This is a genomic window from Alicyclobacillus fodiniaquatilis, assembly GCF_042678105.1.
GTDB classification, from domain to species: domain Bacteria; phylum Bacillota; class Bacilli; order Alicyclobacillales; family Alicyclobacillaceae; genus Alicyclobacillus; species Alicyclobacillus fodiniaquatilis.
Map to the genome: position 1 here is coordinate 62437 of NZ_JBHUCX010000013.1, position 12093 is coordinate 74529.

Below are 12093 nucleotides of genomic sequence, written 5' to 3' on the forward strand. Positions count from 1 at the left end.
GATGTCTACAGTATTATATTCAGCGCAAGGTTAAAACCCAAAATGTTTATCGGAATTTGAGGTGAAGGTACAATGGCAACGTCTTTAGCAACGAAAGATCTGGTGCCGATTCTTGCAGAACAATTTGAAAATGCTACCCCACAAGAGATTTTGCGCGAAGCGTTAGATCGCATCCCGAATTTGACGCTGGCATGCAGCTTTGGTTCGGAAGATATGGTACTTCTTGATATGTTAATGAAACTCGACGTGAATGCCAACGTTTTTTACTTAGATACCAATGTGTTGTTTCAAGAAACGTATGATCTCATAGCAAAAGCGGTTGCCAAATACGGACTTCCGAACTTGCGTCAAGTGTTGCCGAAATTGACGCTGGACGAACAAAAAGAGCAGTATGGCGACCAACTTTGGGCGCGGGAACCGAATCAATGCTGCAATATCCGCAAGGTACAACCCCTGACACAGGTATTGACCGAGTATGACGGCTGGATTACAGGCATCCGACGCGATCAAGCGCCGACAAGAGCGAACTCCAAAGTGTTTGAGTGGGATGAGAAATTTGGTTTGATAAAAGTGAATCCGCTCGTTCGCTGGACCGAAGGTCAAGTTTGGAGATATATTAAGCAAAACGAAGTGCCGTATAATGTTCTGCATGATCAGAACTATCCGAGCATTGGTTGCTTGCATTGCACGCGTCCGGTGAACCCGGGTGAAGATCCCCGAAGCGGACGTTGGGCTGGTTTTGACAAAACCGAATGCGGGTTGCATCCTACAGGTTGATTGAACTGTCTAAATTGGGAGAGGTGAAACTGGTTGGCCGACGATAAGAAGTTGTCAAAAGTTGAACAAATCAAACTGGAAAGCGATTATTTGCGCGGCAGTTTGCCCGAAGCACTACAAGATGAGACAAGTCACTTTGCAGAAGAAAATATACAAGTGCTCAAATTTCATGGCGTCTACCAGCAGGACGACAGAGATTTGCGGCGGCAACTGGTCAAGGAAGGCAAAGAGCGCCATTACATGATGATGATACGCGCTCGGATTCCTGGCGGCGTGATGGACGCTGACCAGTATTTGCAATTCGATAAATTGTCCGAAACATATGGCAATAATACCATGCGCATTACGACGCGCCAGACATTTCAACTTCATGGCATTCTCAAGTCGAATTTAAAAGAGACCATCAAATCCATCAACGACGTGTTGATCACCACCCTAGGCGGCTGTGGCGATCAGGTTCGTAACATTGTCACCAGTGGCGCGCCGCATGAGGGGCCGTTTTATGACAAGGTCCGCAAGGATTTGTTGGCGGTGGTCGATGGCACATCAGCCAAGACAAACGCATATCACGAAATTTGGCTGGATGGGGAAAAACTCGACTTGAATGAGGAAGAAACGGTCGAGCCGATGTACGGCAAAACATATTTGCCACGCAAGTTCAAGATTGCCTTTACCTATGAAGGGGACAATAGCGCGGATATTTATTCCAATGATATCGGCATTGTGGCTCACCGCGACGGAGACGATGTGGCCGGGTACACGTTGGTGATTGGCGGCGGCATGGGACGTATCGCCAGCGATAAGAAGACGCACCCGCAATTGGCGCTGCCGCTGTGCTTTGTCCGGCCGGATGAACTGGTGAAGACATGCCAAACCATCGTCACTGTTCAACGCGATCACGGCAATCGTGAAGTGCGCAAGTTTGCTCGCATGAAGTATTTGATTGAAGCACGCGGCATTGAGTGGTTCCGTGAACAGGTTGAAGAACGGTTGGGATATAAACTGACGCCACCGCGCGAGTTGAAATGGGAAACTTCTCACGACCCACTTGGTCGTATTGAAGGCGTAAATGGCAAAGTCCATTTGGGCTTGTTTATCGAGAATGGACGTATTCGAGATACGGAAGAATTGCCTTTGAAGTCATTGTTGCGAGACATCGTGACAACATATCGACCTGGTGTGCGGATGACGACGCAGCAGAACCTGATTTTGACTGGGTTGACTGCGGAACAAGTCAGCGAGATCGAACAAAAGCTGCGCGGGGCGGGCTTCCCACTGGCTGGTGAACACAGTCCGGTTCTGTTGAACTCGATGGCTTGCCCGGCGATGCCGACATGCGGCTTGGCGATTGCGGAGTCGGAGCGTGCGCTGCCGTCGGTGGTTCGTGAGTTGGAAGGCGCGCTCAAAGAAATTGGCTTGGCGGATGAGCCCATCAGTGTGCGGATGACTGGTTGCGCAAATGGTTGCGCGCGCCCATATATCGCGCAGATTGGCTTTGTCGGCCGGATCATCGGCAAGTATGACGTGTTCCTTGGCGCAAACGTCGCTGGCACACGGCTGAATCAGTTGTATAAAGAAATGGTGCCTGTGGCAGAATTGGTGCCTACGCTGGTGCCGGTGCTGAAAATGTTCAAAGCGGAGCGGCAGCATGGCGAGTCGTTTGGCGATTTTTGCGCCCGTGTGGGCATTGAGGCATTGCAGGAGCGCTTTACACCAGTTTCATAAGTATCAGGAGGTGAGACGATGGCAAACGGTACAGTTTACTTGGTCGGCGCTGGTCCGGGGGACGCGGGGCTGATCACGCTGAAAGGCAGGCGTTGCCTCGAACGGGCGGATGCCATCGTCTACGATAGATTGGCTTCACCGCGCCTTTTGAGCATGGCCAGGCCGGATGTTGAACTGCATTATGTGGGGAAGGCGGCAGAGGATCACACCATGCCGCAAGAGGATATCGAGCGATTGCTCATCCGCTTGGCGCGCCGCGGGTTGAACGTCGTGCGCCTCAAAGGCGGGGATCCGTTTGTGTTTGGGCGCGGTGGGGAAGAAGCGAAGGTGCTGACCGAAGCGGGTATTGCTTGGGAAGTGGTGCCGGGCATCACTTCGGCGGTCAGTGTGCCAGCTTATGCGGGGATTCCCGTCACCTATCGCAATGTTTCACCTGGTTTTACGGTTGTCACTGGCCATCGATGTGTTGGACAAGATGATGTCGAGTGGGAAACCTTGGCGGCGACGGGCGAAACGCTGGTCGTCCTGATGGGCGTGCGTCAACTTGATGGTATCGTCCAAAGCCTTGTGCGCGCTGGCAAGCGATTGGACACGCCAGTCGCGCTCATCCGCTGGGGAACGCGCGCGGCGCAGGCGACATTGGTGGGAACGTTGGAAAATATCGTCGAACAGGCCGAGCAGGCGCGTTTTCGCGCGCCGGCCGTCATTGTCATTGGTGACGTGGTCAAAGCGCGTGAGGCGCTGTCCTGGTATGAATGCCTGCCATTGATGGGGCGGCGCATCTTGGTCGCCGCAAGCACGCGAGCGCAAGCCGAAGAGATGGCGCAAAGTGTGGAGGCCCAAGGTGCAGAAGCGTTGGCCATCAGTGTCGAGCAACTGGCTGCGCCGGACAATCTACAGTTGGATGCGTTGTTGCAGCAACTTGTGACATCCAATGGCCCGACGGGTCTGTACTTTCAGAGTGCGCTCGGACTGTCTTACTTTTTCCGTCGGATGAAGACGCAAAGACTGGACGTGCGCAAACTTCACGCGGTGTCTTTTGCGGTGGCCAATGAACGATTGGGCGAACAACTGCAGACATACGGACTGTTTGCGGACGCCATCGGTGCTAAGGCGCTGCAAGTGCAGGATGGAATACCGTGGTGGGTGGAAGCAAACACGTTTCAAGCTGATACTGCCAAAATTGGGCGTGTGCAAACGTTCGCGGCATATGAATTGGCTTCCAGCTCGTCTTGGCTTGCGCTTGCGCAAGCCTGGCTGGATGAGGGGCCAGTCGAAGCGGCTTGGTCGACCGCTGATGCCGCGCCATTGCTCACGGATCTGCTTGGTTTAAAGTTGCCGTCTGATACACGCCGCATTTCGTTTGACGAGGATGAGGGGCATAGCAGCCGTGCGCAGACGGCGATCGAGGTTGCGGCCCAGCTTTCGTCACAAAAGAGTACGGTGGTGCACGCCAAATGACCATCGGTTTACTGTTTATTGGCCACGGCACGCGCCGCCAGGCGGGAATTGATGAGTTTTTGTCATTTGTCAGCGCCGTGCGATCTCGTTTATCCAGGTCGATCCCGTGCGCGCACGCATTTCTCGAACTGCAAAAGCCTGATATTGCATCTGGCGTGGACGAGTTGATCCGGCAAGGTGTGACGTTTGTTGTTTGTGTGCCCTTTTTTCTGTTTGCAGCGGGGCATATGAAGGAGGATATCCCGTCAGAGTTGGCGACCGTCCAAAACAAGCATCCACATTTGTCGTTTTCGCTTTTACCGCCCTTCGGTGAGGCGACAGCGCTGGTCGATGTGGCGCTCGCTCGGTTGCAGGAACAGGGCGTCGAGGATCTGGGACACACCACAGCAGTTGTGCTGGTTGGTCGAGGAAATAAAGACGAAGAGGCGCAACGCGCCAATCAGGGCGTTGCACAGGCCATTCGCGCGCGCCTGCAGGGCGGTTTGGTCGAAGTCGGCTATCTGGCTGGTACGGGAGAATCCCTGGAAAATGTGCTCACCCGTCTCCGTGCAGACGGTTGGGGCCAAATTATGCTTTTGCCCTATCTCTGGTTTCAAGGCTGGTTGACAGACACCTTGCCGGATAGAGTGGAAGCTTGGCGCGACAACGCAGATATAGAGATTCACATTGCAAGCCATCTCGGCCTCCACCCGCTTTTTCTTGACCTCGTAACCCAGCGCGTGTCTTCGGCGCTTGTGCAGCTTTGCGATCCGGTCGTATCAGAGTAGGTCTGTCGGAAGTATACCTGCATGTCTCTTCCCCTCATGGAGATGGGGGGTTTTTTACGTCCCGTATTTTGCAGTGGCATATTTGTCCCCAAAACACCATTGGTGTTCTACAACGGCAATTGAAAAAATTCAATCTAGTTTCAATCTCCGTCCATTAGAATTTGCCTAAAGATTGGCGTTGGAGGTGGACGAAATTATGCCGATGGCAATGAACACAAAAGCGCTTACGTTGCCTCAAAGGCCGGAAAAAAGTCGTGATCACGGGTGGACTGTTTTGATTGACAATGGTGTCCCACTCCACCATTTTGAAGATATTATCGAAAGTCATCATCAATTGATTGACATCATCAAATTTGGTTGGGGCACATCCGTCATTTCGTCTACATTAAACGCGAAAATCTCTTGCCTGCAATCCCACCAAGTGGATTATTTTTTTGGCGGTACACTGTTCGAGAAATTTTATGTGCAAGGAAAAACAAAAGATTATCGGGCATATTGTCTTGATTACGGTTGTAAATACGTGGAGATTTCCAATGGGACAATCCCAATGCCGAACACAGAGAAGGCGCGGTTTGTCAACTTGTTTGCCAAGGATTTTCAGGTGCTGAGTGAAGTTGGGTTCAAGGACCAGGAAAAGTCGTTGGGACTGACGACAAAGCGGTGGATCGAAGCCATACAAGAGGATCTGCGATTTGGCGCGACGAAGGTGATATTGGAAGCGCGCGAATCTGGGACAAGCGGTATCTGTTTGAACGACGGTAGCATGCGCATGGATGTGCTGGAAGCGATTCTTGCCACGGATATTGATCACAACCACCTAATTTTTGAAGCCCCGAACAAAGACATGCAGACAAATCTCATTGAACTCGTTGGCGCAAATGTAAATCTTGCAAATATTTCCTTCGCGGATGTCATTGCCTTGGAGACCCTTCGTTTGGGGCTCCGGTCGGACACGCTGATGTTATTTGAAGAGGAGGAGGAAAACAGCTATGCGCGACGCCAACACGGTGTTCCATTTAGCCATTCCAGCTAGAGATCTGGATGAGGCTTTTGATTTTTATGTGAAAAAATTGGGGTGTAAACTGGCGCGTCGATACCATGACCGGATTACGTTGGATTTTTTCGGAGATCAAGTGGTTTGTCATTTGTCTGATCAGTTCGATGAAGAACCGCAGATGTATCCTCGGCATTTTGGCATTACTTTTTCAGAAAAGTCCCAATTTGACAATTTGTACAAGCTTGCCAAACAGCGAGAGGTCACTTTCTTTCGTGACTTGAGCACGCGATTTGAAGGGCTGATAGAGGAGCATTTGACGTACTTCTTGCAGGATCCCTCCAATAATCTGCTGGAGTTTAAATACTATTATGATCCACGTATGATGTACTAAAGACGGATTGCGAGTTCAACACACAGGCGCCAGTGGACACCTTAGCAGGTGTACGTGGCGCCTGTGATCTGTATATGTCTGTTTATCTTGGCGTGCCGAGTGAGTGAAAGTTGATTATTTGACGTCGAGGGAAAGATGGTCATTGTTTTTATCGTAACTGACGTACAGGTCGTGATCATCAAAATACCAGGCATCTTGTTCTTTGACAAACAATTCAATGCCGTCTTGCTTCGCGGCAAATGCCACATCATGAGGACGTTCAACAGACAAGGTGAGCGCAAAGCCAGGGTGCGCAGTGGAATCGCCATATCGCGTCATAATGCGCACGGCATCCCCTTGTTCGAGTCCGAATTCCTCTTTGAGCCACTGTATCGCCGAATCATTGATAATGATGTCCATGCGATTTCCCTCCAGTTGTTGACGATATCGCCTTTTTCTAAACGATAGCACAAGTTGTGCTGGTGTTACACGATGTGCGGCGATGATTTTTCTAGCGATGAATCGCGTTTCATCGTCATATTCTTCGGATTGGTCAAGCACCATTGCGTATACAGAAGATAGATGACTATACTAAAAAAACATGAATAGAGGGGGAACATAAAAAGGGCCATACGGTACGCGAACACCGAATGACCCCGTCTTATGTACCAAGCAGCAGTCGCCCGTTAAGGGGCTGTGCCTCGCCTGGGGAGATAGACCGCCGATCTTGTTACGGGAAAGGGCGGTCTATTTGTTTATCGTCAACATGTTTCCGTGGCCACATGATATACGTTGGCCTACTGCAATGATGAAAATAGAAGATGCCATGTCGGCATCTTCCGTCTTGGAATATAAATCGGCCTTCTTGGTGCCGCTCTGATTAACTTTATCTTCATGTATCTGCTCAGCTGGTGCGGCATTCTGCGCCGTGGTTCATTGTGCAGTTTTGTTACCACATATACGGTCCGCCGTACCCGCCATATCCACCATATCCGTAGCCACCATAATATCCTCCATATCCATAGTACGGAGGGCGTGATGCAAGTGCGCCCAAGGTCAGACCTGTCAGCGCGCCGAAGGCGAAGTAACCTGCAGGAAAATAGACCGTGTCCAAATCGCCCTCATTGGCTTGATTCAGTGTTCGAACATCGGCTTCTGCGCCTTGTGTGGAAGCATGACCTGTTTGCATCAAGTAGATGCCGCGACTGTTGACATTGTGCAGATAGCCCTGATATATGCGGCCGCTGACATGGTGCGCATGGACATGCTTTCCAACCAGTTTTTTCGCAACAGGGTACAAAGGATGTGCCATGCTGCATTCCCCCTTCCTTCATCCCAACATATGTCCGATGAAGTCTGGGGGAAAGGGCGTATGCCCTGGTGCGGGGCATCCCAAGCAAGCCAAATTAGGCGAAGACGATGGTCTTGTTTTCGTGGACAATGACTTTGTCGTCCAAATGCCATTTGACGGCGCGCGCCAATGCGGCGCGTTCCACTTGACGCCCCGTAATCCGCAGCGCGTGTGCGTCGTAGTGGTGGTTGACACGATGTACCTCCTGCTCGATGATTGGACCTTCGTCCAATTCGGCGGTGACATAATGGGCCGTGGCGCCAATCAACTTCACGCCTCTGTCGTAAGCCCGTTGATATGGGTTGCGCCCAATGAAGGCAGGGAGGAACGAGTGGTGGATATTGATCATCTTGTAGGGATAGTGCTCCAGAAAAGCAGGCGACAAAATCTGCATGTAGCGCGCCAGGACGATCACGTCGATATCTTGGCCCAAAAGCGCCAATTGGGCGGATTCGGCGGCCGCTTTATCATCTTTTGTCACGGGCACGTGATGAAAAGGCACCCCGAGCGGCTCGACGAGCGACCGCGCGTCGTCGTGATTGCTGATGACCATGGCCACGTCCGTATGTAATTGGCCACTTTGCCATTCCCACAAAAGTTCCTGCAGACAGTGCGTCTCTTTGGAAACAAAAATGGCCATGCGTTTGCGGCGACTCGCCGGGGCGTATTGCCATTTCATCTGGTACTGTTCCGCCACAAGCGCAAATTTGTCACAGAGCTCGTTTTCTCGATCCGGCAAGTTCGCCATGTCAAATTCGATCCGCATAAACAGAGTGCCGCCTTCGACATTGGTGGAATATTGATCTGAAGCGGCGATGTTTGCATCGAGATCGAACAGAAATTTGGCGACTGCTGCGACAATCCCTTTTTGATCCGGACAGGCTATCAACAGCCGGCCCCTTGTTACCTGTGTCATGAATGAAGCCCTCCACTTTGTCTGTTTGCTAAGATGCTAGCTAACCGAGTGCTACACGTCAATCGGTATGTGGTGCTAAAATGAAAATACGTAGGCCAAATCCACTTGAGTTTGCAAAACGTTCAGCTATTTTGAGCGGCGATGCGCAAGCGCTGCCATAGGAGGAATGCATTCTGCAACAGAATCCAGTCCAACTCGATATGCAGGCGTTGATGACTTCCATTCAGCAAGACAGATATCCTGTTTATGACCAATTGCGCAGCAATACACCGGTGTTGGCGGAACCGAGCGCGACTTCGCTGCGAACGTATACGACTTGGCATTTGACACGGTATGACGACTGCTTAACTGCGTTGCGGGACCCTCGTTTTGTGCATGAAGAGCGAAAATATCTGGCCCCTGAAGTATGCGAGGAGCCCGGCGAGAACATCTCATCGCTGACAAGTTCACAAAGAAATTGGATGTTGTTTAAGGATCCGCCGGATCACACGCGCTTGCGCAGTCTGGTTCAACGCGCCTTCACGCCGAAAATTGTCCAAAATCTTCAACCGCGCATGGAGCACATCACGACGATGTTGCTCGACGAGATGGAAGCGCAAACTGAGGTGGATTTGGTGCAGGCGTACGCGTTTCCGCTGCCTGTGATGATCATCGCCACACTGTTGGGTGTCCCGATGCAGGACCGGGAACAGTTTCGCGCGTGGTCAAACATTCTCTTTCAATCACTGGACTTCCTCGTCAGCGACACAACTTGGGAACAGGCGAGCCAGGCTGTGGACGCGTTGCGCGCGTATCTGCGCGATATCGTGCACGAGCGGGTCAAACAGCCGCAAGATGATCTCATTTCTGGCATGGTGCGGGCGCGTGATGAACATGGCAAGTTGAGTGAGGATGAGCTGCTGGATAACTGTATCTTAATGCTGGCCGCAGGGCATGAGACCACGGTTAATCTGATAGCCAACGGCGTCTATCTGCTCCTGCGAGAGCCAGAAGCGCTGGTGCAGTTGCAGCGTGACTGGACGCTGCTGCCTAGCGCAGTGGAGGAGATTTTGCGCTACGAATCGCCGATTCAAGTGACGACCAGATTTGTCAGTGAGGATGTCCAACTCGGCGATGTCACTTTGAAAAAAGGGGATTATGTCTCGCCGTGGTTGGGGGCAGCCAATCGGGATCCTGCCAAGTTCACCGAGCCAGACAGATTTGATATCACGCGAGATCCCAATCGTCACTTGGCTTTTGGCCAAGGGATTCACTTTTGTTTGGGCGCGCCGCTTGCGCGCCTTGAAGGGCAAGTCGCCATCAAAGCATACTTTCAGCGCTTTCCTAAATCCACTTTTGTTGGCGATCAGGCCTGGGCTTTTAAACCTTCTGTACTGACGAGATCTCTGGCGCATTTAAAGTTGAAAGTGGCGCCGTAAGCAATGCATCTGTAGCATAGGCGGGCCGAAATTTGTCAGATGGCCCGCCGCTTGTGATGCGAGGCGCTTCGTTTTACGCCTGTGTTTCTATCCCCATTGCGGCTTGTTGCGTTTTCGAGAGCACAAGCATTTTTGCCTGCGCGGATGCTTTCAGTTCGCCTGCCTGGTTGACCATGGTAGCCTCGACTAAAATCAAGCGCTTGTTGACTTTGGTTGGATGCGCTTCAATGCGGACGGTCTCGCCGACTTGCACTGGCGTTTTGAACGAAATGTTCAATTCCGCAGTCACTGTGACCAAATCCATGTTCAAGGGGACATAAGCGCAAGCTTCATCTAACAGGGCGCTAGTGATGCCGCCATGTTGCACGTTGGGCCAGCCAATATGGCGCTCTTCACAATGAAAACTTGCCCAAACCGAATCGCCGTCCGCGTTGAATTTTGCTTTTAAGCCATGCGGATTCTTGTCGCCGCAGACAAAACAATAATCATACCCCAAGTCATTCAACCTTCCTTTTGCCTAATGTTCGTCAATCTTGAAAATGAGGCGATACTTTGCCTACCGTCACAGGTACTGCCTTCGCTGGCGGTTTTTTGTGGCGAGGTGGAATAGGGGCCGAGATGGTTACCCCACAGGTTGTCCATCATGCAGTGGACGAGTCGTGTACGTGCTTCGCCATGACGGCTCCGCGGTAAACGTGAACGCGTGCTCGACAGGACGCGAATCTGTCAATATGTGTGGCAGGATGCGGGGGACCACTTCGGCAATGCCGAAATTGTGCTGTTCCGCAATCCATGCAATCGGCTTCCAGTCAAGAATGCCCTCGGTCACTTTGATGGGGGTTGGATAGACAAAGTCCGACGCCACCTTTGCCACATAGATGTGCATCCCGCCTGGATCACCTGTGAACGAACGCCAAGTGACAATGCCGCGATAAGAGAGTGTGTACGCTTCATCTGCAATGCCTGTTTCTTCATATATTTCACGGCGGGCGCATGCCAGAGGGGACTCGTTTGGTTCAATTTTACCGCCGACGCCGTTCCACAGCCCCAAATTTGGTGCTTTGATTCGATTGAGCATGAGCAGATGCTGATCCCTTTGCACGAAGCACAAGGTGTATCGCAGCACGACATTCATGTGCCAGCCTCCTGGATTTTTGTTTCAGAAGCAATCTTGCAATCATCCATCTCAACCCTAGCGCAAATGAAAGCAAAATGCCAACTTGAAAGTGCGGTAAAACGTGAGATGTGCAAGCGCGGGCATCTAGTTGATGAATGTGAGATAATAGCGTTAGAGGTTGGCGATGGGCCAGTTCAGAGGAACCGCAACCACTCACAAAGAACTGATAGTTCAGTGACTTTGTGCAACGTCCATTCGAAAAATTCAAAAACGAGGAGCATGTGACATGGAGTATCGCGTTTTTGGCAAGACGGATATGAAGGTGAGTGCGCTCGGGTTTGGTGGCGCAGAAATCGGCGGTTCGACAGACAGCGGGGCAGTCGAACAGCTTTTGGGCAGCGCGCTTGACGCGGGTCTAAACCTGATTGACACGGCAGCTTGTTATGGCAACAGCGAAGAATTGATCGGACAGGCAGTGGCGCATCGACGCAAGGACTATTATTTATTCAGCAAATGTGGTCACGCGTCAGGTTTGGCGACACAGGATTGGGACCCCAAGACCCTTGTAGACAGCATTGACCGCAGTCTCAAGCGCTTGCGCACGGACTACCTCGATTTGATTCAGTTACATAGTTGCAGTCTCGACATATTGAAGCAAGGCGACGTCATCGAGGTGGTGCAAAAGGCGAAGGAAGCTGGAAAAGTGCGTTATATCGGCTACAGCGGCGACAATGAAGCCGCACTGTACGCTGTGCAAAGCGGTGCGTTTGACAGTCTGCAAACGTCTATCAATGTGGCGGATCAAAGTGTGTTGGACAAAGTGCTGCCGGAAGCCAAGGCAAGGCAGATGGGTGTCATCGCCAAAAGGCCGATTGCAAACGTCGCATGGCAGCACCAAACGATCGATGAAAATGCGTATTATGCGCCATATTGGCACAGGCTGCAAGCGCTGAAATACGGTTTCACAAATCAAAGCGCCGCACAGAGCGTGGCGACTGCGCTTCGTTTCACGCTTTCTTCCCCAGGTGTCACGACGGCCATTGTTGGCACAACCAATCCGAATCGCTGGCAGCAAAACGCAAGTTTGCTGGATGAAGGCAACTTGTCGGATGCGGAATATCAAACCATCCGATCCCGCTGGCACGAAATCGCCCAACCAGACTGGGTGGGTCAAACCTGATTGATGCGTGGGCG

General features: G+C 51.7%; 13 protein-coding genes. 8 read left to right on the top strand and 5 right to left on the bottom strand.

The window, feature by feature from the left end:
- Positions 1–72: 72 nt before the first annotated feature.
- The 6 genes from ACFSB2_RS03400 to ACFSB2_RS03425 all read left to right on the top strand — a co-directional run bounded on the left by ACFSB2_RS03400 (position 73) and on the right by ACFSB2_RS03425 (position 6118).
- Entirely contained in the window at positions 73–777 is a 705-nt protein-coding gene (locus tag ACFSB2_RS03400; protein WP_377941271.1) for a phosphoadenylyl-sulfate reductase, read from the top strand.
- Positions 778–810: 33 nt separating this feature from the next.
- Entirely contained in the window at positions 811–2502 is a 1692-nt protein-coding gene (locus tag ACFSB2_RS03405) for an NADPH-dependent assimilatory sulfite reductase hemoprotein subunit (protein WP_377941273.1), read from the top strand.
- Between the two features lie 18 nt (positions 2503–2520).
- Positions 2521–3963 carry a uroporphyrinogen-III C-methyltransferase gene (cobA, locus tag ACFSB2_RS03410; RefSeq protein WP_377941275.1) on the top strand — a complete coding sequence of 481 codons (1443 nt, stop codon included), beginning with the start codon at positions 2521–2523 and terminating at the stop codon, positions 3961–3963.
- A complete protein-coding gene (locus ACFSB2_RS03415; protein WP_377941276.1) occupies positions 3960–4730 on the top strand; it encodes a sirohydrochlorin chelatase in 771 nt (256 codons plus the stop codon). Before cobA ends, ACFSB2_RS03415 begins: the two co-directional genes overlap by 4 nt.
- A gap of 208 nt (positions 4731–4938) precedes the next feature.
- Complete coding sequence (locus ACFSB2_RS03420; protein WP_377941526.1) at positions 4939–5763, top strand: phosphosulfolactate synthase; 825 nt, start codon at positions 4939–4941, stop codon at positions 5761–5763.
- A complete protein-coding gene (locus ACFSB2_RS03425) occupies positions 5720–6118 on the top strand; it encodes a VOC family protein (RefSeq protein WP_377941278.1) in 399 nt (132 codons plus the stop codon). The genes ACFSB2_RS03420 and ACFSB2_RS03425 overlap by 44 nt, the downstream gene beginning before the upstream one ends.
- A 114-nt stretch (positions 6119–6232) precedes the next feature.
- On the opposite strand, the gene ACFSB2_RS03430 is transcribed toward ACFSB2_RS03425, so the two are convergent.
- The 3 genes from ACFSB2_RS03430 to purU all read right to left on the bottom strand — a co-directional run bounded on the left by ACFSB2_RS03430 (position 6233) and on the right by purU (position 8364).
- Positions 6233–6517 carry a HesB/YadR/YfhF family protein gene (locus tag ACFSB2_RS03430; protein WP_377941281.1) on the bottom strand — a complete coding sequence of 95 codons (285 nt, stop codon included), beginning with the start codon at positions 6515–6517 and terminating at the stop codon, positions 6233–6235.
- Between the two features lie 529 nt (positions 6518–7046).
- Positions 7047–7409, bottom strand: coding sequence for a hypothetical protein (locus ACFSB2_RS03435; protein ID WP_377941283.1), 363 nt, complete (start codon positions 7407–7409; stop codon positions 7047–7049).
- Positions 7410–7503: 94 nt separating this feature from the next.
- Complete coding sequence (gene purU / locus ACFSB2_RS03440) at positions 7504–8364, bottom strand: formyltetrahydrofolate deformylase (protein ID WP_377941284.1); 861 nt, start codon at positions 8362–8364, stop codon at positions 7504–7506.
- A 212-nt stretch (positions 8365–8576) separates the two neighbouring features.
- On the opposite strand from purU, the gene ACFSB2_RS03445 reads away from it, so the two are divergent.
- Complete coding sequence (locus ACFSB2_RS03445; protein WP_377941285.1) at positions 8577–9782, top strand: cytochrome P450; 1206 nt, start codon at positions 8577–8579, stop codon at positions 9780–9782.
- Positions 9783–9855: 73 nt separating this feature from the next.
- On the opposite strand, the gene ACFSB2_RS03450 is transcribed toward ACFSB2_RS03445, so the two are convergent.
- Positions 9856–10278, bottom strand: coding sequence for a PaaI family thioesterase (locus ACFSB2_RS03450; RefSeq protein ID WP_377941286.1), 423 nt, complete (start codon positions 10276–10278; stop codon positions 9856–9858).
- A 126-nt stretch (positions 10279–10404) separates the two neighbouring features.
- Positions 10405–10917: an NUDIX hydrolase gene (locus ACFSB2_RS03455; RefSeq protein ID WP_377941287.1), complete on the bottom strand. Its 513-nt coding sequence runs from the start codon at positions 10915–10917 to the stop codon at positions 10405–10407.
- A 268-nt stretch (positions 10918–11185) separates the two neighbouring features.
- Here ACFSB2_RS03455 and ACFSB2_RS03460 point away from each other — a divergent pair, with 268 nt between their 5' ends.
- The gene (locus ACFSB2_RS03460) at positions 11186–12079 is read left to right on the top strand and encodes an aldo/keto reductase (protein WP_377941288.1); all 894 of its coding nucleotides are present in this window, start codon (positions 11186–11188) and stop codon (positions 12077–12079) included.
- The last annotated feature ends 14 nt before the right edge of the window (positions 12080–12093 follow it).

Bases quoted from the DNA above. Each gene is read 5' to 3' on its own strand.
- ACFSB2_RS03400 (WP_377941271.1), top strand. From the start codon at position 73: ATGGCAACGTCTTTAGCAACGAAAGATCTGGTGCCGATTCTTGCAGAA.
- cobA (WP_377941275.1), top strand. From the start codon at position 2,521: ATGGCAAACGGTACAGTTTACTTGGTCGGCGCTGGTCCGGGGGACGCG.
- ACFSB2_RS03415 (WP_377941276.1), top strand. From the start codon at position 3,960: ATGACCATCGGTTTACTGTTTATTGGCCACGGCACGCGCCGCCAGGCG.
- ACFSB2_RS03420 (WP_377941526.1), top strand. From the start codon at position 4,939: ATGAACACAAAAGCGCTTACGTTGCCTCAAAGGCCGGAAAAAAGTCGT.
- ACFSB2_RS03425 (WP_377941278.1), top strand. From the start codon at position 5,720: ATGCGCGACGCCAACACGGTGTTCCATTTAGCCATTCCAGCTAGAGAT.
- ACFSB2_RS03430 (WP_377941281.1), bottom strand. From the start codon at position 6,517: ATGGACATCATTATCAATGATTCGGCGATACAGTGGCTCAAAGAGGAA.
- ACFSB2_RS03435 (WP_377941283.1), bottom strand. From the start codon at position 7,409: ATGGCACATCCTTTGTACCCTGTTGCGAAAAAACTGGTTGGAAAGCAT.
- purU (WP_377941284.1), bottom strand. From the start codon at position 8,364: ATGACACAGGTAACAAGGGGCCGGCTGTTGATAGCCTGTCCGGATCAA.
- ACFSB2_RS03445 (WP_377941285.1), top strand. From the start codon at position 8,577: ATGACTTCCATTCAGCAAGACAGATATCCTGTTTATGACCAATTGCGC.
- ACFSB2_RS03455 (WP_377941287.1), bottom strand. From the start codon at position 10,917: ATGAATGTCGTGCTGCGATACACCTTGTGCTTCGTGCAAAGGGATCAG.
- ACFSB2_RS03460 (WP_377941288.1), top strand. From the start codon at position 11,186: ATGGAGTATCGCGTTTTTGGCAAGACGGATATGAAGGTGAGTGCGCTC.